Annotated in this window: 21 protein-coding genes and 1 tRNA gene; 9 read left to right on the forward strand and 13 right to left on the reverse strand. The window is 64.7% G+C overall.

Annotated elements, in window-relative coordinates; genetic code table 11:
- From XH81_RS06460 to XH81_RS06470, 3 genes are all read left to right on the forward strand, one after another.
- On the forward strand, positions 1–297 hold a 297-nt coding region (locus tag XH81_RS06460), incomplete at its 5' end, for a DUF2118 domain-containing protein (RefSeq protein WP_212436871.1).
- Between the two features lie 148 nt (positions 298–445).
- On the forward strand, positions 446–1,312 hold the full coding sequence (locus tag XH81_RS06465) for an isocitrate lyase/PEP mutase family protein (protein ID WP_028140586.1): 867 nt from the start codon (positions 446–448) through the stop codon (positions 1,310–1,312).
- Entirely contained in the window at positions 1,309–1,608 is a 300-nt protein-coding gene (locus XH81_RS06470; RefSeq protein WP_018320639.1) for an acylphosphatase, read from the forward strand. Before XH81_RS06465 ends, XH81_RS06470 begins: the two co-directional genes overlap by 4 nt.
- Before the next feature lie 173 nt (positions 1,609–1,781).
- Here the strand turns inward: XH81_RS06470 and XH81_RS06475 are convergent, their stop codons facing one another.
- Positions 1,782–3,302 carry a PAS domain-containing sensor histidine kinase gene (locus XH81_RS06475; protein ID WP_028140585.1) on the reverse strand — a complete coding sequence of 507 codons (1,521 nt, stop codon included), beginning with the start codon at positions 3,300–3,302 and terminating at the stop codon, positions 1,782–1,784.
- Positions 3,303–3,446: 144 nt separating this feature from the next.
- Here XH81_RS06475 and XH81_RS06480 point away from each other — a divergent pair, with 144 nt between their 5' ends.
- Genes XH81_RS06480 through XH81_RS06490 form a run of 3 tightly spaced genes read left to right on the forward strand, consistent with a single transcriptional unit; the run spans position 3,447 to position 6,119 of the window.
- A complete protein-coding gene (locus XH81_RS06480; RefSeq protein ID WP_028140584.1) occupies positions 3,447–4,004 on the forward strand; it encodes a GbsR/MarR family transcriptional regulator in 558 nt (185 codons plus the stop codon).
- A 16-nt stretch (positions 4,005–4,020) separates the two neighbouring features.
- Positions 4,021–4,686: a DUF4166 domain-containing protein gene (locus XH81_RS06485; protein WP_028140583.1), complete on the forward strand. Its 666-nt coding sequence runs from the start codon at positions 4,021–4,023 to the stop codon at positions 4,684–4,686.
- Entirely contained in the window at positions 4,683–6,119 is a 1,437-nt protein-coding gene (locus tag XH81_RS06490) for a TIGR01777 family oxidoreductase (protein ID WP_028140582.1), read from the forward strand. Before XH81_RS06485 ends, XH81_RS06490 begins: the two co-directional genes overlap by 4 nt.
- Positions 6,120–6,123: 4 nt before the next feature.
- Here XH81_RS06490 and XH81_RS06495 read toward each other — a convergent pair whose 3' ends face one another.
- Positions 6,124–6,978 (reverse strand): LysR family transcriptional regulator, encoded by an 855-nt coding sequence (locus XH81_RS06495; RefSeq protein WP_028140581.1) that lies wholly within the window; start codon positions 6,976–6,978, stop codon positions 6,124–6,126.
- Positions 6,979–7,091: 113 nt separating this feature from the next.
- On the opposite strand from XH81_RS06495, the gene XH81_RS06500 reads away from it, so the two are divergent.
- A complete protein-coding gene (locus tag XH81_RS06500; protein WP_028140580.1) occupies positions 7,092–7,514 on the forward strand; it encodes a tautomerase family protein in 423 nt (140 codons plus the stop codon).
- A 44-nt stretch (positions 7,515–7,558) separates the two neighbouring features.
- Here XH81_RS06500 and XH81_RS06505 read toward each other — a convergent pair whose 3' ends face one another.
- A complete protein-coding gene (locus tag XH81_RS06505) occupies positions 7,559–8,272 on the reverse strand; it encodes a DNA helicase (RefSeq protein WP_028140579.1) in 714 nt (237 codons plus the stop codon).
- 196 nt (positions 8,273–8,468) lie between these two features.
- Positions 8,469–9,206 (reverse strand): lipoyl(octanoyl) transferase LipB, encoded by a 738-nt coding sequence (lipB, locus tag XH81_RS06510; protein WP_028140578.1) that lies wholly within the window; start codon positions 9,204–9,206, stop codon positions 8,469–8,471.
- 95 nt (positions 9,207–9,301) lie between these two features.
- Between lipB and XH81_RS06515 the strand changes: the two genes are divergently transcribed.
- Both XH81_RS06515 and XH81_RS06520 read left to right on the forward strand, forming a co-directional pair.
- Entirely contained in the window at positions 9,302–9,544 is a 243-nt protein-coding gene (locus XH81_RS06515) for a FliM/FliN family flagellar motor switch protein (RefSeq protein ID WP_011088012.1), read from the forward strand.
- 220 nt (positions 9,545–9,764) lie between these two features.
- Positions 9,765–9,849, forward strand: a tRNA-Leu gene (locus tag XH81_RS06520).
- A gap of 10 nt (positions 9,850–9,859) precedes the next feature.
- Here XH81_RS06520 and XH81_RS06525 read toward each other — a convergent pair.
- From XH81_RS06525 to XH81_RS06565, 9 genes are all read right to left on the reverse strand, one after another.
- A complete protein-coding gene (locus XH81_RS06525) occupies positions 9,860–10,045 on the reverse strand; it encodes a hypothetical protein (protein ID WP_038972899.1) in 186 nt (61 codons plus the stop codon).
- Positions 10,042–11,256, reverse strand: coding sequence for a zinc metallochaperone GTPase ZigA (zigA, locus tag XH81_RS06530; RefSeq protein ID WP_028140577.1), 1,215 nt, complete (start codon positions 11,254–11,256; stop codon positions 10,042–10,044). The genes XH81_RS06525 and zigA overlap by 4 nt, the downstream gene beginning before the upstream one ends.
- A gap of 257 nt (positions 11,257–11,513) precedes the next feature.
- On the reverse strand, positions 11,514–12,335 hold the full coding sequence (locus tag XH81_RS06535) for a DUF2182 domain-containing protein (protein WP_028140576.1): 822 nt from the start codon (positions 12,333–12,335) through the stop codon (positions 11,514–11,516).
- A 51-nt stretch (positions 12,336–12,386) separates the two neighbouring features.
- Positions 12,387–13,016 (reverse strand): DUF1326 domain-containing protein, encoded by a 630-nt coding sequence (locus tag XH81_RS06540; protein WP_028140575.1) that lies wholly within the window; start codon positions 13,014–13,016, stop codon positions 12,387–12,389.
- A gap of 233 nt (positions 13,017–13,249) precedes the next feature.
- A complete protein-coding gene (locus XH81_RS06545) occupies positions 13,250–14,224 on the reverse strand; it encodes a tripartite tricarboxylate transporter substrate-binding protein (protein ID WP_028140574.1) in 975 nt (324 codons plus the stop codon).
- A gap of 24 nt (positions 14,225–14,248) precedes the next feature.
- The gene (locus XH81_RS06550) at positions 14,249–14,965 is read right to left on the reverse strand and encodes a GntR family transcriptional regulator (RefSeq protein WP_038949975.1); all 717 of its coding nucleotides are present in this window, start codon (positions 14,963–14,965) and stop codon (positions 14,249–14,251) included.
- 23 nt (positions 14,966–14,988) lie between these two features.
- Positions 14,989–15,729, reverse strand: a complete 741-nt coding sequence (locus XH81_RS06555) for an SDR family oxidoreductase (protein WP_028140572.1) — start codon at positions 15,727–15,729, stop codon at positions 14,989–14,991.
- A 22-nt stretch (positions 15,730–15,751) separates the two neighbouring features.
- A complete protein-coding gene (locus XH81_RS06560; protein ID WP_271596087.1) occupies positions 15,752–16,522 on the reverse strand; it encodes an SDR family oxidoreductase in 771 nt (256 codons plus the stop codon).
- A 15-nt stretch (positions 16,523–16,537) separates the two neighbouring features.
- Positions 16,538–16,918: a carboxymuconolactone decarboxylase family protein gene (locus XH81_RS06565; protein WP_028140570.1), complete on the reverse strand. Its 381-nt coding sequence runs from the start codon at positions 16,916–16,918 to the stop codon at positions 16,538–16,540.
- Positions 16,919–16,934 lie beyond the last annotated feature (16 nt).

The following is a 16,934-nucleotide window of genomic DNA, read 5'->3' on the forward strand; positions in this document are numbered from 1 at the left end:
GGCGTCGAGGTCCCCGTCTATGTCTGGACCGAGACGGAAGCGACCTCGGCGCGGCTGATGCCGGTGACGACGGCCTCCGACACCGGCAAGAAGCTGCTGTGCCCGATGCCCGGGCTCATCGTCTCGATCGCGGTGACCGAAGGGCAGGAGGTCAAGGCCGGCGAGACGCTCGCGGTGGTCGAAGCCATGAAGATGCAGAACGTGCTGCGCGCCGAGCAGGACGGCACCGTGAAGAAGGTTCACGCCAGCGCCGGTGCGACGCTGGCGGTGGACGCGCTGATCCTGGAGTTTGCGTAAGGCGCTCCGGAGTACGACAGTCGACCCTCACCCTGAGGAGCCGCGCTTGCGCGGCGTCTCGAAGGGCGAGGCCACAGCCGGGCCTGCATCCTTCGAGACGCGCGCAAGAGCGCGCTCCTCAGGATGCGGAATTGAGAGTGAGGCACCCATGGCCTTTCGTTCCCGCCGCGAGAAACTGCGCCTCATCCTGTCGGGCTCGGCCTGCATCCATCCCGGCTCGGTCTATGACGCGATCTCGATCCGCATCGCCGAGGACCTCGGCTTTCCGCTTGGCATGTTCGGCGGTTCGGTCGCCTCGCTCGCGGTGCTCGGCGATCCTGATATCACGCTGATCACGCTCACCGAGCTTGCGGAGCAGATGCGGCGGATGTCGCGCGCAGCTAGCCTGCCGGTGCTGGTCGATGCCGATCACGGCTATGGCAATGCGCTCAATGTCCGCCGCACGGTGCAGGAGCTGGAGACCGCTGGCGCCGCCGGCCTCACCATCGAGGATACGCTGCTGCCGGCCGCCTTCGGTGAGGCGAAGACGCAGCTGATCTCGCTCGAGGAAGGCGTCGGCAAGATGAAGGCGGCGCTCGATGGCCGCAGCGATGCCTCGCTGGTCATCATGGGCCGCACGGGAGCAGCCTCGATCACCTCGATCGAGGACGCGATCCGCCGTGCGCAGGCCTATGAGGCGACCGGGGTCGATGCGCTGTTCTTCACCGGCATCAAGTCGCGCGCGGAGCTCGAGGCCGTCGCAGCCGCCACGCGCCTGCCGATCGTGCTTGGCGGTGCCCCGGAGGAGCTGAGCGCGCTCGACTATCTCGCCAGTCAGCGCGTGCGTATCGCGCTTCAGGGCCACGCGCCGATCGCGGCTGCGACGCAAGCCGTGTATGAAACGCAGAAGGCACTGCGCGAAGGCACGGCGCCGAAGGCGCTGAGAGGTCTGGCATCATCGGACCTGACCACCCGCGTCATGCGCGAGGCCGACGTCAAGGCGCGCAGCGCCGACTTTCTCGGGCTGAAAAAATGAGCCGGGCGATCCTCCAGGTGATGATCCGCGGCCGCGTCCAGGGCGTCGGCTACCGGGCCTGGGTCGAGTACCAGGCAACTGCGAGCGGCCTCGAAGGCTGGGTCCGCAACCGCCGCGACGGTTGCGTCGAAGCGCTGTTCGCGGGCGCACCGAAGCATGTCGCCGACATGGTCGCGCTGTGCCGCCACGGCCCGCCATCCTCGCGCGTGGACAGCGTGACGAGCGAGACCGCGAGCGCGGATGAGCTGAACCTGCGCAGGGCAGGGGAAGCGTTCTCGGTGTTGCCGACGGTGTAGGTGCTGTCTGTGCGCCGGCCGCATGGAAAGGTAAATGCCGAGCGGCTAAGTTGGTCTCGTAGGGTGGGCAAAGGCGCTCTTGCGCCGTGCCCACCACGACTTTCGCGATCGTCGTGAGATGGTGGGCACGCTTCGCTTTGCCCACCCTACGAAGTGTTCACCTCTCGAGAACCTCACCGCGGCAGCTTGGCGATCGCTTCGCTCAGCTCGTGGATTTCGTACGGCTTGCGCAGGATCGGGAAATCGCCGCGCACGCCGGCGGCGACGTCGCTGTAGCCGGTGGCGAGCAGGATCGGCAGGCCAGGACGGATCTGACGGAGGCGATGGGCGAGGCTGAGCCCGTCCATCTTGCCGGGCATGACAATGTCCGAGAACACGAAGTCGACGCCGCTATTCTCGATCTCGCGCAAGGCGGCTTCGGCGTCGGCGACCCGGCGGACGTGGTAGCCCAGCTGCTCCAGAAGACCGATGCTGACGAGCGCAACGTCGGGATTGTCCTCGACCAGCAGCACCGTGCCGCTGCCTTGGAAGGATGGTCCTTCAGCCGCTTCTCGCAACGGCGTGTCTTCTCCGCGCGGCAGCAGGATGGTGAACGTCGTGCCCTTGCCGAGCGCGCTTGCGACCTTGACGGTGCCGCCGGCCTGATGGGCGAAGCCGTGCACCTGGGAAAGGCCGAGGCCAGTTCCCTTTCCGATCGGCTTGGTGGTGAAGAACGGCTCGAAGATCTTGTCGAGAACGTCGGAGGGAATGCCGAGCCCGGTATCGGTGACGTCGATTGCGACGAAGTCGCCGGCAAGCGGCGCCTCGTCCAGCACGACATTGTGCGCACCGATCGTCACCGTGCCGCCGTCGGGCATCGCGTCGCGGGCATTGATGACGAGGTTGAGCAGCGCGGTCTCGAGCTCGGAGGCATCGGTCTTGACCGGCCAAACGTCGGGGCCGATGTCGAAGGCCAGGCGTACGGAACTGCCGACGCCGGCATCGAGCACCTCGCGGATCGCCGCGATGCGTTCGGCGAAATCGATCGCCTGCGGATTGACGCTCTGCCGCCGCGCGAAGGTGAGGAGCTGGTTGGTCAACGCCGCGCCGCGCTTGGTGGCGGTCTCGATCGCCGAGATCGCGCGCTGAACCTTGGCCGCGTCGTCGGGGCCCCGCTTCAGCATGTGCAGGCTGCCACTGATGATCATCAGGAGATTGTTGAAGTCGTGCGCGACCCCGCCGGTGAGCTGCCCCAGCGCATCGAACTTCTGGGACTCGGCCAGTTGCTTCTGCATCGCCTCGAGCTTGAGCTGCGTATTGCGGCGTTCTGTGATGTCGCGCGTGATCTTGGCGAAACCGACCAGCTCGCCGTCCTCGTAGATCGGGTCGATCACGACGCTTGCCCAGAAGAAGGTGCCGTCCTTGCGGACGCGCCAGCCTTCCTCCTCATAGCGGCCCTTTTCCCGCGCGATGCCGAGCGCGCGGGCCGGCCTGCCGTTGGCACGGTCAGTCTCGGTGTAGAAGCGGGAGAAATGCTGGCCGAGGATCTCCCCGGGCGAATAGCCTTTGATGCGCTCGCCGCCGATATTCCAGCTGGTGATGATCCCTCTGGGATCGAGCATGTAGAGGGCGTAGTCCGCAACTCCCTCAACCAACAGCCGGAAACTGCGCTCGCTCTCGAACAAGTCTCGCTGTTGACTGAACTTTCCGATCATTCCGGGACCCTGCCTCGACGGGAGCAAACGCCACAGGAGGCGGATGGTTCCCTGAAGTTGGGACATTTTTAGGCAGATATCCGGCACCCGTATACGGGATGAAGCCCGCTTGACAAGGGGACATTATCATCAGATATTTCTGTCATGACAGAAATGACCGGAAAGAAGAAACTTCCCGCCGCCGTCGAGCGCTTCATCCTGCATTGGGGCGACATGGGGGACGAGTGGGGCGTCAATCGCTCGGTCAGCCAGATTCACGGGCTGCTCTATCTTGCCGAGGCGCCGATGACCGCCGAGGACATCGCCGACACGCTCGGCATGGCTCGCTCGAACGTCTCCAACTCGCTCAAGGAGCTGCTCGCCTGGAACCTGATCCGGCGGGTGCCGATCCTCGGTGACCGCCGCGACCATTACGAGGCCGAGACCGACATCTGGGAGGTCGCCGCCAGAATAGCGGCGCGGCGCAAGGAGCGGGAGCTCGATCCGGCGATCGCGGCGCTCAGGGCGTGCGTGTCCGATGCCGCCGGCGATCCGACCATCAATCCGGTCGCGAGCAAGCGGCTGAAGGAGATGCTCGCCTTCACCGAGCTCGCCGATCACTGGTTCATGCAGATGCTGAAGGTGCCGCGGCCGCGGCTGGTCGCCTTGATGCGGCTTGGCGAGAAGATCGCCAACCTGCTGCCGCTGGGCAAGGCCAAATAGTATTGAGGAGGGTACGATGACGTCGGCAAGATTGTTACGCTGCAACGCATCGACCTCCGCTCACACCCGACTGCTCGACGATCGCCGCTTCCGCACTTTGCTGTCGAACGAGGATTGGGGCCGGCTGCCGCTGGCGACGTGGCGGCGTTTCTCCAAACGCGTCGCGGACGGCGAGAGCGTCGTCTATGTCGGCGTGGTCGACGAGGTCTCCTTCAGCGACATCGGCTGGTGGTTCGCCCAGGCTGCGCGCCTGATCGGCGGGCCGCTGCCGACCGGCCGCGACACCGGTGTTCCCATGATCGTCACCGTGACCGAGGACGGCACGACCGGCGGTCAGACCTGGACCCGCATCTGCGCGCGCAAGCGCGGCTTTCCGCACGTGATCCATTCCGCCAAGCGTTTTGCCGGTCCGACGGGGCTCGAGGAATATGTCGGCTTCGGCGTCTCGATGGCGCTCCGCACCGCGGTCGAGGACCAGACGCTGACCTTCCGCAGTGCCGGTTATGGGCTCCAGCTCGGACGCCTGTGGATCCCGTTGCCGCGCTGGTTCACCCCGGGCGATCTCACGGTGACGCACCGCGACCTCGGCAACGGCGCATTCCGCTTCACCCTCGATGTCATTCATCCTCGTTACGGCGCGCTGATCCACCAGTCCGCCACCTTCAGGGAGGCCGTATCATGACGCCGCTATTGTGGACGCTCATCGCCATCCAGATCGTGATGGGAGTGTTCGACACCTTCTATCACCACGAATTCACCGAGCGCCTGGCCTGGCGGGTGTCGCAGCGTTTCGAACTCAAGCTGCATGGCATCCGCAACATGCTCTATGCCTTGCTGTTCCTCGTGCTCGGCTGGCTCGAGGTTTATGGATTGCTGGCGCTGCTGATCGTCGCGGTGCTGGTCGCCGAGATCGTCATCACGCTGATGGATTTCGTCGAGGAGGATCTGAGCCGGAAACTGCCGCCGAGCGAGCGCATCAACCACACGCTGCTCGCGATCAATTACGGCGCCATTCTCGTGCTGCTGCTGCCGGTGCTGACCGATTGGGCGATGCAGCCCTTTGGCGTGACCGTCATGAACCAGGGCCTGCTCAGCATCGCCGCGACCGCCTGCGCGGTTGGCGCCTCGCTCTGCGGCCTCAGGGATTTTGCCGCAATGCGCCGGCTCGGCCGGATGCGCAGCGTTCCCGCCGAGGGGCTTGTCGAAAAGCTCCCGGGCCGCAAGACCGTGCTGATAACGGGTGCCACCGGCTTCATCGGCAGTCGCCTCGCGGCGAGCCTCAGCGGCGCCGGGCATCAGGTCATCGCGCTGATCCGCAATCCCGCGAAGGCGGAGATGCTGCCGCCGCCGGTCACGCTGATCACCAGCCTCGATCAGCTCGCCGCGGACACGCCAATCGACGCCATCGTCAATCTCGCCGGCGAGCCGATTGGCAACGGCTTGTGGACCGAGGCGAAGCGCGCGAAGATTCTTGGCTCCCGCATCGACATGACGGGCGAAATCGTCAAACTGATCGCGCGGCTCGATCGCAAGCCCGAGGTGCTGGTCAGCGGCTCCGCGATCGGCTGGTACGGATTGTGGGCCGACCAGGTGCTGACGGAGTCGGCCAAGTCGCACGCCTGTTTCAGCCACGAGCTCTGCGCGGCCTGGGAGAAGGCGGCGCGGCCGGCGGAGGAGCTTGGCGTGCGCGTCGTCTGTTTGCGCATCGGCCTCGTGCTCGGCACCGAAGGCGGCTTCGTCACGCGCATGCTGACGCCGTTCGAGTTCGGCCTCGGTGGTCCCATCGGCACCGGGCGGCAGTGGATGTCCTGGATCGAGCGCGATGATCTCATTCGCCTGATCGCCTATGTGATGGCGACGCCGGATCTGTCGGGCCCCGTCAATGCCACCGCGCCGATCCCGGTGACCAATGCAAAATTCACCGAGGAGCTTGGCCGCCGCCTGCATCGGCCGGCGATCTTCCGCATTCCCGGCGGCTTGTTGCGCCGGATCGGCGGCGGCTTCGCCGACGAGCTGCTGCTCGGCGGTCAGCGCGTGCTGCCCAACAAGGCGCTGAGCCGCGGCTTTGTATTCAGGCACGAGACGCTGCGCAGCGCGTTCGAGGCGATTTTGTGAGACATCAGGTGGCCGCGACGCTCCGAAACGTCGCCGCCACCGCGCGTAGCGCCGCAAGCTTGGCGGGATCGCTGACCTTCGAATGTAGCATCACCTTCGAGCTGCCGAGTTTCGGCAGCCTGTGCGCGGGTCCAATATCGACCAGCCCGGGAGGCGCGATCCGCCGCGCCAGTGGCGCAATCGCAAGTCCCGCGAGCGCAGCTGCGACCACCGCCGTGACGCCGCCGCCGACAAAGCGCTCGTGCCAGGCGAGGCCGGCCTTGTCGAGCGCGCGCACGGCGATGGCGCGGACGCCGCAGGGCGGAGCGAGGGTTGCGAGCGGCAGCGCTTCGCCCTTCGGCAGGGTGAAGCGCCGTGACGCGAACCAGCCGAATTCGTCCTCGGTCAGCCTCTCGCCGCCGCGGCGGCTGCCCTCCTGGCGGACGATCACAGCGTCCAGCTCGCCGGCGTCATAGGCGTCCTGCATCTCGCGCGAGAAGCCGATGGTGACGGCGAGGGTGAGATTTGACGACATCGCGTGCAGGCGTTCCAGCAGCGGCACCAGCTCGGGGCCGGCGGCGTGATCGGAGATGCCGAGCGAGAGCGATTGCGCGGCCGGGGCCTCGCCCGACAGCGCGCGGTCATGCGCCGCCATCAGCGCGCGGGCGCGATCGAGGAAGCTGGCGCCGTCGGCAGTGAGCCGGACCGCGCGTGGCGAGCGCTCGACGAGGCGTCTTCCCAGCAACGTCTCCAGCCGCTGCAGCTTGAGACTGACAGCGGCTTGCGTCGTGCCCAGCGCCTCGGCAGCACGCGTAAAACTCTGGAGGTCGGCGACCAGCAGGAAGGCCTTGATGGTGGCGATATCGAGGGTGGCTGTCATTATAGATCGTTATCACTGGTATCAACAGAGATAAGATATCAAAATGACGAGGAGAGGTCTAGCTTCTCACCAACGCCGGGCAAATCCCGCGCTGCATCTTGAGGAGAGCCACCATGCCGCTGATCACCGTGTCCTACACCTCGTCCCGCCAGTCGCCCTCGCTGAAGGCCGAGATCGCCAACGCCGTGTCCGAGCTCACCGCAAAGATCCTGCACAAGGATCCCAAGGTGACTGCCATCATCGTGAAGTCGGTCGAGGCCGACGACTGGTTCGCCGGCGGCAAGTCGCTCGCCGAGCAGAAGCTTGCCAGCTACTGGATCGACATCCACGTCACCGAAGGCACCAATACCAAGGACGAGAAGGCCGCTTATCTTGCCGCCATGTTCAAGCGCATGGCCGAGATTCTCGGGCCGCTGCATCCCGAGACCTATCTGCATGTCGACGAGGTCAAGGGCGATGCCTACGGTTTCGGCGGCCTCACCCAGGAACGCCGCTACATCGCCGGCAAGCTCGACGTGTCGCTGCAGGCGGCGTGAGGCTGCAAGCCGCGGGTAGAGCCATCTCACCCGCGGCCTGATCGTCAGCTTGCTGCCCTGAACTGAACTTCGGAATTGTTCAGGAAGCACGTCTTGTCGAACAGCTTCAGATCCAGCGGATTTGGCAAGCGGACATCGTCGAGGTCGGGGCAGGGCTTGACTGCGGGATCGTAGGAACGATCGATCTGCGAGATGAAGGCAACGATCAGCCCCTTATCGCGTGCGAACGATTTCAGCGCGCGAACCTGAACGGAGAGGTCGGGGTTTTCCCGCCTCTGGTCGAGCAGTTGCAGATAGTCGATCACCACGAACGTGCCGCGTGGTGCCGCGGCCATCTCCTTGACGACGTAATCGGCGCTGATGGCGTCGGAGCAATCGACCTCGAAAAGCTCGCGGAATTGCGCCGGCCCCACGCCGATCGCCCGCAAGCGATCCAGCACATCTCTCTCGGTGTATTCGAGCGAGAAGAACGCAGCGCGATGGCCCGACCGCATGGCTTCCACGGCTAGTTCGAGGCTCATCAGAGTCTTGCCCTGGCCGGGGCGCGCGCCGACCAGCACCAAATCGCCGGGCCGGAATTGCGGAAACAGCCTGCCCGCCGGCGTGATGGCCGCGGCTTTCGCTGCGAGCATGCTCCAGGCGGAAAACCCTTCCGTCGTCGCGATGCGATCAAGTGCATCGTGCAGCGGAATGCCTTCCTCGCGGGACAGGCGCTTCGCCTTGCGCTTCAGATGATAGATCGGTGCAGACAATCTCATCGTCAAAACCTCCCATTGCGAGCAGAAAGCGCAATCCCTCCTTATGCCTGGCGCTCGAACAGTCGGCCGATGATCTCATCGCCCGGCATGAAGTCTGCTTTCCCGGCGGAGGGGGGAGGCGTGGGCGACACCTGACGCGAGCATAACCGATTCCGGGACGAGCGGGGACTGCGCGCGGTTGGGCGCCACAAAAATGCTAGGCGGCCGCTTCCGGTACCAACGCTTTGGTCGGCCCGAACAGCTCCTCAAACGCCTGCCGAAGCGCGATGTCGACGTCAGCCATGGTCACGAGCTGGCCGAGGTCGACCAGCGAGGTGACGCCGTAGCGGGCGTCAGTGACGCCGCACGGCACGATGCCGGTGAAATGCGACAGCTCCGGCTCGACATTGATGGCGATGCCGTGGAACGAGACCCAGCGTTTCAGCCGCACGCCGATCGCCGCGATCTTGTCCTCGTAACCTTCGCCCTTGTCGGGGCGCCTGACCCAGACGCCGACCCGATCCTCACGCCGCTCGCCCCGGACGTTGAAGGCGGCGAGCGTGCGCAGAATCAGCTCCTCCAGGCTCGCGACATAGGCCCGGACGTCCGGCCGGCGGCGCTTGAGGTCGAGCATGACATAGGCCACCCGCTGGCCCGGCCCGTGATAGGTGAGCTGCCCGCCGCGCCCGGTGGCGAAGATCGGGAATCGGGGATCGAGCAGGTCGCTGTCCTTGCCCGAGGTGCCGGAGGTGTAGAGCGGGGGGTGTTCGAGCAGCCAGACCAGCTCCGCGGCCTCGCCCGCCGCAATGGCGGCGACCCGGGCTTCCATCTCGGCCACCGCCTCCGGATAGGGCACCGCCGCGTCCGAGATTCGCCACTCCACGGGCTGGCCGTGGGACGCCGAAAACGACGTCAAATCCAGCTCTTGGCGCGGGTTTTGGGGCAAATTAACCATTGGCTAACCATAACGTGGTGATCATTGCAGGCGCAAATGCCAAGTCCTTGTCCGAAGTCCTTGGTCCTTCGTCCCTGGTTGCGGCGGTCCTGACAGTGCCCACTCTCGATAAAGTCACCGTGGATCTCATGGTCGTCCTCGGGACGACTACGATGCCGATCCATCAAGTATTACGTCTTTCCCGCGGCGCCATCATCGAGCTGGACGCAACCGAGGCCGACGAGGTCAAGGTTTTGGCCAATAATCTGCCGGTCGCCTCCGGCGTCGTGCTGGTCGACCGCAACCGGATCGCGGTCGAGGTCAAGCAGATGCTGCCGCGCACGCCGGGCACGCGGTAGCGGCCCGGGGACCCGATAGGGTCGGGAGCACGCGGTCGCGGCCCGGCACACGGTAGGGGCACTGGGCCGGCGGTAAAGGCCGATTCGGGTGGAAGGCCAGGAACTTTCCTGCAAAGCTGTGGAATTCAGGGCCTTTGCAGGCTTGTACCCCTCTGATGGATTTGTTAGATCGGCGCCGTTGATCCGGCCGGCCTTCAAGCCTCAAGCCGGCATCCCCAAAGCGCTCGTGGCGGAACTGGTAGACGCGCTGCCTTGAGGTGGCAGTGAGTAAAATCGTGGGGGTTCGAGTCCCTCCGAGCGCACCACCTTCATCCCTTATCGTTGTTTGGGCTGGATTTCGGCGGCCGCTTCGCGTGCCGCCCATTGATCTGGCGGGTCATGCGCGCAGCCGCCGGCAGGGATATCCGGCGGGAAGATGCTGTCGTAGATCGCACGCGCCTCGCGGATGAGGCGCTGCCGCTCGAGTTCGGATTTCGAGGCGAAGCGGACGACGTTCGTCATTCGTGCTCCAAAACTTCGTTCGCGCGCCGCCAGACTGGAAACGGGTCTGCAAGCTTCGCCCATTCCGTGACGTTCATGGCCGGCTTGCCCGGGACAAGGCAGGCATCCAGGCGTGCGCGGAGCGCGCTCTCGTCCATGCCCGCGCCGATGAACACGATTTCCTGGCGGCGATCGCCATAGATGTCGTTCCAGTTCGCACGCAACCGCTTGCGCCAAAACGGGTCGTCCGGCCAGCGTTCCGCAGGCACGCTCGCCCACCAGAATCCAAGGGCCTCGGTGCGCGTGATCGCGCCGGCCTGGCTGATCTCGCCCAGCCATTGCGGCCGCGTCGCCAGCCAGAAATGTCCCTTGGCGCGAATGACACCGGGCCAGGGCTCTCGCACGAACTTGTCGAACTTTTCGGGATCGAACGGCCGGCGCGCCCGATAGACGAAGCTGCTCACGCCGTATTCCTCCGTCTCCGGCACGTGATCGGCAAAGCCGTAGAGTTCCTTGAACCAGAGTGGATGCGCTTGCGCCTTTTCGAAGTCGAACCGGCCGGTGTCGAGAATGCGATCGAAGGCGACCCGGCTGTAGTTGGCTTCGATCAACTCCGCTTCCGGATTGAGCGCGCGGATGATCTTTCGCGCTGCTTCGCGTTGTGCCGGCGAGGCGTCATCGACCTTGTTGAGCACGATCACGTCGGCAAATTCGATCTGCTCGACGAGCAGATCGACCAGCGTGCGCTTGTCGTGCGCCAGCGCTTCGCCGCGCTGCTCCAGGAAATCCGTCGATGAATAATCCCTCAGCAGATTCACCGCGTCGACCACGGTGACCATGGTGTCGAGGCGTGCCACGTCGGAGAGGCTTTCGCCGTCCTCGGAACGGAAGTCGAAGGTCGCAGCAACCGGCAGCGGCTCGGAGATGCCGGTGGATTCGATCAGCAGATAATCGAACCGGTCGTTTTCGGCGAGGGCGCGCACCTCCTTCAGCAGGTCGTCGCGCAGCGTGCAACAGATGCACCCGTTGGTCATCTCGACGAGCTTCTCGTCAGTCCTGGACAGGTTCGCACCGCCACCACGGACCAGATCCGCATCGATGTTCACCTCGCTCATGTCGTTGACGATCACCGCCACTTTCAGGCCGTGCCGGTTGTTCAGGACGTGGTTCATCAAAGTGGTCTTTCCAGCCCCGAGGAAGCCGGACAAGACGGTGACGGGGAGTTTTTGCATGGAGATCGAACAGTCTTTTCAAGGGGATAGAGTGACGCGGGGGCATTGGGACCGGATATGTAATGTTATAACATTACATTCATTGTCGGCGTCGTCGTCAAGCCGTTTTGCGGTTCAACTGAAGTTGCGAACGTTCAAGTGATTGTTCTTTGCCCCGTGGGAGCGGTCGGGGCAGGCAAAATGCCGGACAGCGGTGCGCCGGAGAACGGGCGACGCAGCCCAGCGTAGAAATCGAACTGAACGTCAAGCAGATTGCATCACTGCGGCAAGTGCACCAGCAGCCAGGCGCCCGCGGCCACACATGCGATGCCGGCAGCGCGCGCGATCCATCGTCCGACCGGCGTAACTTTCTCCAGGAGGACAAGCAGCGCCAAAACCGCGATCCAGAGCACGTTCATCACTCCGCCGACGAACAACAGCGCCATCAAAACCCAGCAGCAGCCGACACAATAGCCTCCGTGCCGAAGTCCCAGCAGCAGGCAGCCGCGCAGGTCGCCGCGAAAGCCGCCATGGCGCATCAGGAACAGAAACGGCGACTGGCATTGGGCGAGACAGACGTCCTTCAGCGGTGTCCATTGATAGACACCAGCCGCGACCAGCACGATGGCGCCGAGCAGGTTGCTTGCGAGCGCCATTCGGGAATCCAGCAAGGTGGCGCGCTCGACCGCCCATTGAAGAAGGGTGGCCGCCAGCGAAAAGCCGCACCAGGCGAGGAGATAACCGGCGGCAAACCAGCCGGTCGCGGCGAACGGCTTGCCCTGTGCTTTGCCCTGTCGGCCTACGCGGGCGTACATCAGGATCATCGGCGCGGCCGAAGGGGCCATCATTCCGATCATCATCACCGCCCACATCAGCAGCACGTAGGCGAACTCGAACGTTCGCCACGGTTCGCTCGTCGGCAGCATGATTCCGATCCCGGCCGGGATCATGCGGAATCCGGCCATGTCCATGCCGCCCATGTCCATGTCGTTGGCGAGCCAGAGCACATAGCTCCATGCCAGCACGACAATGAGGCCGATCGCGCCGCCGACGATCCAGCGATCGCGACGCAGCACGGTTTCCAGTGGGCTGTCCGTCATTGGCGATCGAAATTGCCCGGCCCTGACGCCGGCCGGTATCGGAAGTTTACATCACGCCTGGTTCGACCAGCGGATCGGCGCATAGAGGCCGTTCCTGCCGGAATTATCCCAGCGCATGCCATGATCGCTGAAGGTATTGCCGGCGGCGCCGACGGCCATCACCATGGCATCGGGGCTGACCGCATGGCCGATGTTCACCCACATCTCCCCGCTCGGATGCATGGTTGGCAGGGGATCGACGGACATGTGCAGGATGCCGGGGATTTCCGCGGACCGCGTCTTGCCGTCGATCCGGAACGTGATCGGGACCTTGCGCACCCCCAGGTTCTTGCTGATCAGCGGCGTGAACGCGGCCATCGGACCGCCGGCACCGCCGGTGAAGATCGCAGCCAGGGCCTCGGTCTGCTCATCGCTGGCGCGCTGATCGATATAGGCGGCGATTGACCAATCTCCGTCTGCCATGACCCCAGGTGCGTGGAGGACGACGAGGACATTAAGTCCATCCAGCTCGATGTCACCGTAGCGGCCGCTCTCGATGTGGAAGATCAGCGGTACGTTGCAGAAGCCTTCGGTCGGTCGTGCGGTCAACGGGGGCGCCGCCGACACCAGGCAGGGACACACGATGCTGCAACTGCAATTCTCGAAATAGTCACCGGAAAGGTGCCATGGGACATCTGCCATCGCTGTCTCCCGCTAGGCCGAACCCGATAGATGCTTTCGAATGAGCTACGCTTGGTTGAAAGTTACGCCGCGCGGCGGAGCCCCGCAATGGGGCTCGGCCGATTTACGGAAAAGTGCACCGATCAGCTGGAATTGCACCTGAACTCCAAACGCGACCGTCCTCCGAGCGTACCGAAGCCAATTTTCCCTTTGAGATCACGGATATTTTGGACGTGTTCCGGAGATGGCCGAGCCTACTGCGGCTCGATTCCGGCCGCTTTGATGATCCGTCCCCATTTGCCGATCTCGGCTTTCAGAAAAGCTTCGAGGGCTTCCGGCGTCGCGCGCTCGATCTCGACCGGCGCCATGCTGAGCTCGGCAAAGCGGCTGATCAGCGCGGGATCCTTCAGCGCCGTCTGCAGTGCGCCCACGAGATGGTCGACGACGGGCTTGGGCGTGCCGCGCGGCGCGTAGAGGCCGTACCAGGTCGTGACATTGAACTCGGGAACGCCGGCTTCGGTCGAGGTCGGCACATCAGGCAGCGTCGCGACACGCGTCTTGCTGGTGATGGCATAGCCCTTGATCGTCTTCGACTGGATGTACGGCGTCGGCCCTGTCGCGGGATCGCAATAGACGTCGATATGGCCTGCGATGACGTCGTTCAGCGCTGGTCCGCCGCCCTTGTAGTAGATCGGGGTGAGCTTGGTATCGGTGGCGCTCATGAACATCAGGCCGCAGAGCTGCGAGGCCGAGCCGAGACCGACATTGCCGAAAGTGACCTTGTCACCGGCATTGCGGATATGCGCGACCAGCTCGCCGAGATCCTTGGCTGGAAAATTCGGCCGCGCCACCAGGATCATCGGAACGTCGGTGACGAGCCCGATCGGAGCGAAATCGCCGACCGGGTCGAACGGCAGCTTGGCATAGAGGGCAGGCGCGGTGGCCTGGCCGACATGCATCAGCAGCAGCGTGTAGCCATCCGCGGCCGCCTTGGCGACGCGGTTGGTGCCCAGCGTGCCGCCGGCACCGACGACATTCTCGATGACGATGGACTGTTTCAGCGTTGCGCTCATGGCGCTGCCGAGGATACGTGCGATGACGTCGCCGGGACCGCCGGCGGAGAACGGCACGATCATCGTGACCGGGCGATTGGGAAAGTCGTCAGCGAGCGCTGCGCCGCAGGGATGAAGCAGGAGGAACAGGATCAGCGATCGTACGAGAAACTTCATCGAACACTCCCTGGCGGCATTATTCTAGTCGTCGGAAGGCGCCGCCTCCTTGGCCGCCGACGATTTTTCGATCATGTCGAGCGCGGCCACCGCGGCCGCGTTGATGTGGTCGACGCAGCAACGCTCGGCGAGATCCGGATCGCCGTTCTGGATCGCACGCCAGATCGCAGTGACCTCGCGCAGACTCTTGTTGATCCGCTTCGGTTGCGACATCGAGGTGATCCGCAGCAGCTGGATGCGATCGTGCAGCGGCTTGAGCATGCGCTGGATAAACGCGTTGCGGCAGCCGCCGATCAGCGCCGCGTAGAAATCGGTCTTGGCTTCGAGGCATCCGACGAGGTCTTGCTTGGCCGCGGCCGCCTTCAGCCGTGTCAGGGCGTCGCCGATCCGGCGTGCCACTTCGGGGTCGTGAAGCCTGGCGCATTCGCGGCCGGCGAATCCTTCGAGCACCGCGCGCGCCGCGTAGAGCTGCCGGGCCTCTTCGAGGCTGATCGTGGACACCACGGGGCCGCGGTGCGGAACCGTATTGACCAGCCCGTCGGCTTCGAGCGCACGCAGCGCTTCGCGGATCGAGGGGCGGCTGACGCCCATCATCTCGCAGAGCTCGCGCTCGACCAGGCGCTGGCCCGGCTTCAGCGTTCCCGACATGATCGCCTCACGCAGCTTCTGCGCCACCATCGCCCGGACGGTCGGGACGTCCTCGATGCGGAGTGTCGACTGCAATTCGTTGCGTCTTTCCATGTCCGGGTCCTGTTCGGGAAAACTCAGTACCGGTTTACAGGCAGAATCATCATTTCGGCAATTTGAACGTGGGCGGGCTGGTCGAGCGCGAAGACGATCGAGCGGGCGATATCGGCCGGATCGAGCGCCATCCTGAACTGGTCGAAATAGTCCTTTTCCTTCTGCTGATCGCCGCGGTAGCGGGTCAGGATGATGTTGGTCCGGGTCAGGCCGGGCTGCAGCTCGGTCACCCGGATCGCGGTTTCCGCCAGCTCGCCCCGGAGGGTCTCGGTGAACATGTGCACGCCCGCCTTGCTGGTGCTGTACGCCGCCATGTCGGGCACGATCCGCACTGCGTTGATGGAGCTGATGTTGACGACATGGCCGGCGTTGCGCTGGACCATGCCGGGAAGGATCGCGCGCGTGACGCGCATCAGGCCGATCAGGTTGGTCTGGATGATGCTGGACCAGTCGTCCGCAGAACCGATGTCGAAGCGCGTCCGGCCGCCGATGTCGTGGCCGGCATTGTTGATGAGAACGTCGACCGGCTTGAAATGACCGGGAATGGCATCCGGCAGGCGATCGACGGCCGTTGCATCGCTGACGTCGAGCTGGATCGGAAACACCGCATCGCCCGCCGTCGCCGCCAGCTCTTCAAGCGCCTTGGCGTCGCGATCGACCAGCACGACGCGGCGGCCGCTATCCAGCAGCGCCTTGGTGATGGCGCGTCCCATGCCGCCGGCGGCACCCGTCAGCACCACGGTCTGGCCTGATTGTTCAGTCATCGCTGCACTCCCATTCCAGTTCTCATGCCACCGACCAGCCGCCGTCGATCGGCAGGCTGGCGCCGGTGATGTCGTTCGCGGCCGGACCGCAGAGGAAGACGATCATGGCGGCGACGGCGTCCATTTCGACGAAGCGCTGCGTCGGCTGGCGCTCGCCGAGATAGTCCCGCGTCACGTCCTCGACCGGACGATCGCTGCTCGATGCCATCGTCGCGACCTTGTTCAGGATGGCCGGCGTCGGCAGTGTGCCGGGGCACAGCGTGTTGCAGGTGATGCCGCTGCGTGCCGTCTCGATGGCGACGGCGCGGGTCATGCCTGCAATCGCCGTCTTGGTGGTGATGTAGTCGATGCGGTCCTCGACCGCGCGGCTGGAATAGATCGAGCCCATGTTGACGATCCGGCCCCAGCCGCGCTGCTTCATCGCCGGCAGCGCCAGGCGGATGAGGTGGAACGGCGCCGACAAATTGACGGCGAGCGCCTCGTCCCAGCGCTCGGACGGAAACTGTTCGATGGCAGAGAAATGCCTGACGACGGCGTTGTTGACGAGGATGTCGATGGCGCCGCAGCGGTCGAGCAGGTCCGCCATCATGGCCTCGATCCCCTCGCGCTGGGCGAGGTCGACGCCGGCGGCGATGACCTCCACGCCGAAGCGGGCGCGGAGATCGTCCGCGGCCTGCTTTGGCTGAGCGAGGTCGTGCAGGACAATATTGGCGCCCGCGCCGGCAAGGCCTTCCGCCACGGCGAGGCCGAGGCCCGCGGTCGCGCCGGTCACGAGTGCCCATTTGCCCTTCATCGCAGCCACGCTCCGCTACGTCTTGTCCAGTTCGGCGAAGACTTCCTTCGCGTTCCGGAACGCATCCACACCAGCCGGCACGCCGCAATAGATCGCGACCTGCATGAAGACCTCGCGGATTTCCTCCTTGGTCGCGCCATTGGCGAGCGCGCCGCGGACATGGGTCTTCAGCTCGTGAGGACGGTTGAGTGCGCAGAGCATCGCCAAATTGAGGAAGCTGCGCGTTTTTCGTGTGAGGCCCTCGCGGCCCCAGACGTAACCCCAGCAATATTCCGTGGTGAGGTCCTGCATCGGCCGGTTGAACTCGTCGGCGGATGCGATCGCCTTGTCGACGAATTCGTTGCCGAGCACGCTCTTGCGGATTTCGAGGCCGCGGTCGTAGGTCGCTTTGTCCATTGTGGTCTCCGTTTCT

Origin of the sequence: Bradyrhizobium sp. CCBAU 25360 (assembly GCF_028128695.1) — a bacterium.
In the GTDB taxonomy this organism is placed as follows: Bacteria; Pseudomonadota; Alphaproteobacteria; order Rhizobiales; family Xanthobacteraceae; genus Bradyrhizobium; species Bradyrhizobium ottawaense.